A 6,682-nucleotide genomic window follows, 5' to 3' on the forward strand; every position below is an offset into this window, starting at 1 on the left:
GTGTCGAATATATGTTTTTGTCTCCATAAATCCCATCGAGGTAATTATAAGCATATTTAATTTTATTTCCTTTGTAGGATTGACTATTGTTTTTAGAGCCTTTTTTATAATCGAAAACAAAAGTATTTTTCATTCTTAATGGCTCGAAAATTAGTTTTTGCATGGCAGTTCGATAATCCATTTTAGTGATTTTTTCAATAATCAATGCTAAAAAGGCATAATTCGTGTTGCAATATGCAAAATGAGTATCTGTTTTATATTCTAAATCAATATTGTTTTTATTTATAACAGGAATCAAATCTTTATTTTGCAAAGTATCTTTCTGATTCCACACAATTTTTTTATCGGTAAAATAACTGTAATTGCGCAATCCACTTCTGTGATTTAGTAAAGTTCTAATTGTAATTTCAGGATACGGAAAATCATCAAGAATGGTATTTACTTTTTGGTCTAAAGTTATTTTTTTTGAATCGATAAGCAAAAAAATCGCATTTGCCGTAAGTACTTTACTCAACGATGCAATATGAAGTGGTGTTTCGGAAGTGATGGCTTTCTTTTCTTCAAAATTAGACATGCCGCGGTAATTTTCATAAATAATATGACCGTTTTTTGCCACAAGAATACTTCCTGAAAAATCATTTGGAATATATTTTTCGGTATAAAAATTTTCAATCGTTTGCTGTAATTTTTTCTTTTCAGAAGATTTTAAATCGGGCAAATTATTCTCATAAGGTTGCATTGTGTAAATAGAACCAACTTTGGCTTCTTCTTTCTTTTTTAATACTTTTTTCTTCTCAGTACATGAAAAACAGATAGTTAAGATTGTGAAAAGTAAGAGAAGTTTTATATTTATTTTGTATGTCATTTTAACTTGGATATAAAACAAATATAAATAAACAAATCAGGAATCATAATAGGTTTTTAAACAAATATTTTCGTTTGTTTCAAGTTACTATTACGTTATATTTGCAACAAATTTTAAAATAATTAACTCCTATTTATTTTAAAAATAAAATAGATTTACAATGAAATTTGCACTTATAAAAGAAAGAAAAAATCCACCAGACAGACGCGTTGTGTTTACACCCGAAGAGTTGGTAAAATTAAAACAACAATTTCCACTAGCTGAAATAAAAGTAGAATCTTCAGACATTCGAGTTTTTACTAATGAACAGTATAGCGAATTGGGTTTCGATGTGACAACAAATGTTTCTGATTGTGATGTTTTAATTGGAGTTAAAGAAGTTCCAGTTGATGCTTTAATACCAAATAAAAAGTATTTTTTCTTTTCTCATACGATCAAAAAACAACCGTATAACAGAAAATTGTTAGTTGCTTGTTTAGAAAAAAATATCGAATTATATGATCACGAAACAATAGTCGATGCTAAAAATCATCGTCTAATAGGTTTTGGTCGTTATGCAGGAATTGTTGGTGCTTACAACGGAATTCGTGCCTTTGGAATGAAGTTTGAGCTATTTAATTTGGCAAAAGCCGAAACACTAAAAGACAAAAATGCCTTAGTAGAACGTTTGCAAAGAATGGTTTTGCCAAATATAAAGATTGTACTTACAGGTCACGGAAAAGTAGGGCTTGGTGCCAAAGAAATGCTCGATGCCATGAAGCTTAAAGAAGTTTCTATCAAAGATTATTTGACTAAAAACTATGACAGACCAGTTTATACACACATCGATTTAGAAGATTATAATAAAAGAATAGACGGGAAACCGTTTGATAAACAAGATTTTTACGCTAATCCGCAATTGTATACTTCAAATTTTGAGCGTTTTACAAAAGTATCAGATATTTTTATGGCGGGACATTTTTACGGAAACGGAGCACCAGTAATTTTATCTAAAGAAATGCTAAAAGCAGCTGATAATAAGATAAAAGTTGTTGCCGATATTTCTTGCGATGTAGATGGTCCTATTGCTTGTACGTTAAAAGCATCAACTATTGCACAACCATTTTTTGGCTATTACCCGTCGGAACATAAAGAAGTCGATTTTATGCATCCAGGTGCAATTGTTGTTATGTCGGTAGATAATTTACCTTGTGAATTGCCCAAAGACGCTAGCGAAGGCTTTGGAGAAATGTTTTTAGAACACGTAATTCCAGCATTTTATAATAATGACAAGGACGGAATTTTGCAAAGAGCAAAAATCACCGAAAATGGCAAACTCACAGAAAGATTTACTTATTTACAAGATTATGTAGATGGGGAATAATATTTAGTTGTATAGTTGTCAGGCTGAGCGTAGTCGAAGCCAAGTTTATGGCTTCGACTACGCTCAGCCTGACAGAATCTTAATTATACTGCATTTATAATATATCAAGTCTCGATTTTGTCGGGACTTTTTTATTTTGTTACTTTACTATTCACTAAAATGACTTCTTGAGATGAAAAAATTACTGTTTCTTTTTTTATTTACTTCACTATTCGGATTTGCTCAAAATTCTGATGAAAATCAGTTAAAAGAGATATACAAATCTGCATTGACCAATTCTAAATGTTATGCTTGGTTAGATGATTTGTCTAATAAAATAGGTTCTAGATTATCAGGATCAGTTGGTGCACAAAAAGCAGTTGAGTACACAAAAGCACAAATGGAAGCATTAGCAGGATTTGATAAAGTATATCTTCAAGAAGTTATGGTGCCAAAATGGGTTCGTGGCGAAAAGGAAACGGCTTATATTTTAGACAATAAAACCAAAATAAAAGTACCAGTTTGTGCACTTGGAGGTTCAGTTGCAACACCTAAAAACGGAATCACTGCCGAAGTTATCGAAGTACATTCTCTAAAAGAATTAGAAACTTTAGGAATTGAAAAAATAAAAGGGAAAATAGTTTTCTTCAATCGCCCGATGGATAATGCTCAAATAGAAAGTATGAATGCTTATGGTGGTGCTGGAGATCAGAGAAGATCTGGAGCTAGAGATGCTTCTAAATATGGTGCAATTGGCGCAATTGTTCGTTCTTTAACCTTTAGGTTAGATGATTTTCCACACACAGGTTGGATGGGTTATGGAGATATTCCGAAAACACAATATATTCCTGCTGCTGCAATTAGCACAAATGGAGCGGAATTATTAAGTAAAACATTAAAAGAAAACCCGAAATTAAAATTTTATTTAAAACAATCTTGCCAGCAAATGGACGAAGTTTTGTCCTATAATGTTATTGGAGAAATAAAAGGAACTGAACATCCAGAAAATATTATTGTAGTGGGCGGACATCTAGATTCTTGGGATCTTGCCGATGGCTCTCATGACGATGGAGCTGGTTGTGTACAAAGTATGGAAGTAGCTAATATTTTTAAAAATATAGGTTACAAACCTAAAAATACCATCAGAGTTGTTTTGTTTATGAATGAAGAAAATGGTGGTCGTGGTGGAGATAAATACCAAGAATTAGCGCAAATAAATAAAGAAAATCACATTTTTGCTTTAGAAAGCGATTCAGGAGGATTTTCGCCAAGAGGTTTTTCTTTTGAAAGTGATGATGCTAGTTTTGCTAAAATTTCTAATTGGAAAAGTTTATTCGAACCTTACTTAATTCATAGTTTTACTAAAGGACATAGTGGTTCGGACATAGAACCATTAACAGGTACAAAAATTGTAAAAGCTGGTTTGCATCCGGATTCGCAACGCTATTTCGATTACCATCACGCAGCAAATGACAAGTTTGATGCTGTTAATAAAAGAGAACTCGAATTAGGCGCTGCAACAATGACTTCATTAATTTATTTGATTGATAAATATGGAATTGAGTAAAAAAATTAACCGCAGATTCTCAGATTTCTTTATTAATCTGTGAATCTGCGGTAAAAAAATTATTTCCCCCAATCAATTTTTCTAGAAAAATACATTACAGCTCCTAGAATGATAAACAATCCGATACTTCCCACAAGTAAGGCATAATTTTCTAACTGAATTATTACATAAATAAATGTGTAAAGTGCCACTAAAGAAAGTCCTATAAATGTTGGGAATTTCTTATTTTTTAATATCGAAATCGAGTAAAGTACAATCATTGTTATGACCGAAGCTGAGGCAATAAGATACGCCAACGTAAAACTAGAATGTTCAGTTATTGATATTAAAAGTGTATAAAACATGATTAATGCCAACCCTAACATGGTGTATTGAAAGATGTGAATATTAATTTTACTGATAGATTGGATTAAAAAGAACACTAGAAAAGTTAAGCCAATCATTAGAAATCCATATTTAGAAGCACGCTCATTTTGTTGGTATTCATTTACAGTTTCTATTAGTTTTGCACCAAAAGAATATTCATTCAAATTTGGAATTTTACCTGCATATTGTTGAGAAAATGTACGATTTATGTCTAATATTTTCCAATCGGCATGAAAACCTTTTTTATTGATAATTTTTGTGGTATCGTTTGCAGCAAAAGCACCTTCGTAACTTGGCGATTCCCAGTCAGAATCAATATTCACAACTGTTGTTTTTCCCACAGGAATAAATTTCACGCTATTGCTTCCATTATATTGCATCAAGAAATTGAAATCTATTTTCCCGTTATTAACTAATGTTTTGTAGTTAAATTGATTGGTAACAAGCGTTCCATAAATAGCATCTTCATCTTCTGGTTTCGATTCGAATGAGAATGCTTGATTGTTTAGTTTAATTTTCAAATCACTTTTAATACTTTTCAGATTTGTTGTTTTGACCACTATAGATGCTTTATCCCACAATAAATCTTCTTCATTAATACCTAGTTTTTCGAAATTAGGTTTGGTGAAATAACCATCAAAATTCATATTGGCGGTAAAAACGACATTGTTATAAATGCCTCTTTTTAGCGACGTATTTTTCTTAACGTTCGATGTGTTATTTAGTTTTTCAGGAAAAAAATAAGCGTAGGAAATAATTGCTTTTTTCTCGATAGTGACCACTTTTGTTTTTGGGTTAGTTACGTTATATTCCTCATACGTTTTGTATGGAATTTGCAGCATTGGACCATAAAATAAGACATCTTTTCCCCACAATTGCGTCACTTCATCAGTAACTTCTTGTTTTCGTTGGGAACGTTCGGAGATTAAATCTTTTACAAATTCTAGCGGAATAAGTAAAACGAGCGTTAGTAAACCTACCATCATCATTTTGGCAGTTGTAGATTGAAAAAAGGAACCTTTGTTCTGATTTTCTTGCATTTGATTTTCCATTGTTTTTGAATTTAATTGATTTTAAAAAGGTTGACTATTATTGAATGAATTTAAGACTAGATAGAAGTAAATTATTGCGATTGGAATATTACTTACGACAATTAATATTTTTATAAAAGTGTTTGCTCGTTCTCCTCGTATTGTTAGTAATTGACTTATTAAGTTTATCAATATTATTAAGTTAAAGAAAACAGCTGCCAACACATATAAAAAGCCAAATACGAGTATATTTTCGGTTTGAAATTTCATATAGGAAAGAAAAAAGGTTGTTCCAATTGCAAAAGACCCGAAGGCAAATAATGTTGTAAATGGAATTTGGTTAATGTTTTTCATATTATTTAATGTTAAATCCTGATTGAATGGTTCGAATTGGTATAGCAAGCATTTTTGAAAAATCCAAATCATAAAATTTATGAGCTTGTTTTCCTTTTTTATAATTAGTAATAAATTGTTTTAAGTGTCTTGAATGAAAAACAAATCCTGTCATCATTACTATATAAACAAATGGGGTTTGTTTGCCATTTCCAAATAAATAGAATTGCATATTAATTTCATCAATAACTGTGGTACCTGTATTAGTGAGTACATGATATACATCATGTACTTCAAGTTGTGGTTGTATAGATAAATTATTTTTCACTAAAAAAGAGCCTAAATGAAAACCAAGACTATTTTCGGAATTATTAAGATACTCTTCCAATGTTAAATTCCAAGAGTCATTTTTTTTAAACATAAATTGATATGGTTTTTTAATTAATTTATATAAGATTTCGATTATTTTATCTTTCATTTATTTATTTTTAAAAGAACTTTGAATTTCAAAGTAAAAATATAAAAAAATAGAGTTAAGTTTTCGAGATTAATTTTTCTAAAGCTTCAATGTGAGCAGCAAAAGCTTTTCTTCCATTTATAGTTGCTCTATAACTGGTGTTTGGTTTTTTACCAATAAATTGTTTTTCTATCATAATATAGTTTTCGGTTTCTAACGCTTTGGTATGCGAAGCCAAGTTGCCATCAGTTACACCTAAAAGTTCTTTTAGTGTTGTAAAATCAGCAGATTCATTCACCATCAGCACCGACATAATTCCAAGTCGAATGCGATGATCAAAAGCTTTGTTTATATTTTGTATGATGTTTTTCATGACTATTTTCTGTCATATTTATAATACATCATTCCGCCGTATAAAATATGACATATTCCAAATCCCAATACCCAAAAATGCAATCCGTAACCTGAAAATTCGACTGCTAATAATCCTAAAATAATTTCGGTAATTCCTAAGTAACGAACATCACGCAACGTATATTTGCTTGCATTTACACAAGCCAAACCATAAAATAATAGCGTAATAGGAGCAATTAAACCATAATAACCGTGACGGAGTAGGAGTAAAGCGAATATTCCTCCAGTAAATAACGGAATGGCAAAATTTATAAGCAATCTTCTCGATGAAGTATTCCACATATTCTCGCCTACTTTTTTTGCTTTG

Annotated in this window: 7 protein-coding genes and 1 pseudogene; 2 read left to right on the top strand and 6 right to left on the bottom strand. The window is 30.9% G+C overall.

What is annotated here, in order from left to right:
* On the bottom strand, window positions 1-865 hold an 865-nt coding region (locus tag ACHZC3_RS12510), incomplete at its 3' end, for a serine hydrolase domain-containing protein (RefSeq protein ID WP_394760208.1).
* A gap of 160 nt (window positions 866-1,025) precedes the next feature.
* Here ACHZC3_RS12510 and ACHZC3_RS12515 point away from each other — a divergent pair.
* Both ACHZC3_RS12515 and ACHZC3_RS12520 read left to right on the top strand, forming a co-directional pair.
* Window positions 1,026-2,228 (top strand): NAD(P)-dependent oxidoreductase, encoded by a 1,203-nt coding sequence (locus ACHZC3_RS12515; RefSeq protein ID WP_394760209.1) that lies wholly within the window; start codon window positions 1,026-1,028, stop codon window positions 2,226-2,228.
* A gap of 172 nt (window positions 2,229-2,400) precedes the next feature.
* The gene (locus ACHZC3_RS12520) at window positions 2,401-3,774 is read left to right on the top strand and encodes a M28 family peptidase (protein ID WP_394760210.1); all 1,374 of its coding nucleotides are present in this window, start codon (window positions 2,401-2,403) and stop codon (window positions 3,772-3,774) included.
* A 59-nt stretch (window positions 3,775-3,833) separates the two neighbouring features.
* Here ACHZC3_RS12520 and creD read toward each other — a convergent pair whose 3' ends face one another.
* From creD to ACHZC3_RS12545, 5 genes and pseudogenes are all read right to left on the bottom strand, one after another.
* The gene (creD, locus tag ACHZC3_RS12525) at window positions 3,834-5,192 is read right to left on the bottom strand and encodes a cell envelope integrity protein CreD (protein ID WP_394760211.1); all 1,359 of its coding nucleotides are present in this window, start codon (window positions 5,190-5,192) and stop codon (window positions 3,834-3,836) included.
* 21 nt (window positions 5,193-5,213) lie between these two features.
* Window positions 5,214-5,525 (bottom strand): hypothetical protein, encoded by a 312-nt coding sequence (locus ACHZC3_RS12530; protein ID WP_394760213.1) that lies wholly within the window; start codon window positions 5,523-5,525, stop codon window positions 5,214-5,216.
* A 1-nt stretch (window position 5,526) separates the two neighbouring features.
* A complete protein-coding gene (locus ACHZC3_RS12535) occupies window positions 5,527-5,982 on the bottom strand; it encodes a Coq4 family protein (protein ID WP_394760215.1) in 456 nt (151 codons plus the stop codon).
* Window positions 5,983-6,037: 55 nt separating this feature from the next.
* Complete coding sequence (locus ACHZC3_RS12540; protein ID WP_394760217.1) at window positions 6,038-6,334, bottom strand: winged helix-turn-helix domain-containing protein; 297 nt, start codon at window positions 6,332-6,334, stop codon at window positions 6,038-6,040.
* A 2-nt stretch (window positions 6,335-6,336) separates the two neighbouring features.
* Window positions 6,337-6,682, bottom strand: a pseudogene (locus ACHZC3_RS12545) (hypothetical protein); the annotation flags it as partial.

Origin of the sequence: Flavobacterium sp., from assembly GCF_043720215.1 — a bacterium.
Lineage (GTDB): Bacteria > Bacteroidota > Bacteroidia > Flavobacteriales > Flavobacteriaceae > Flavobacterium.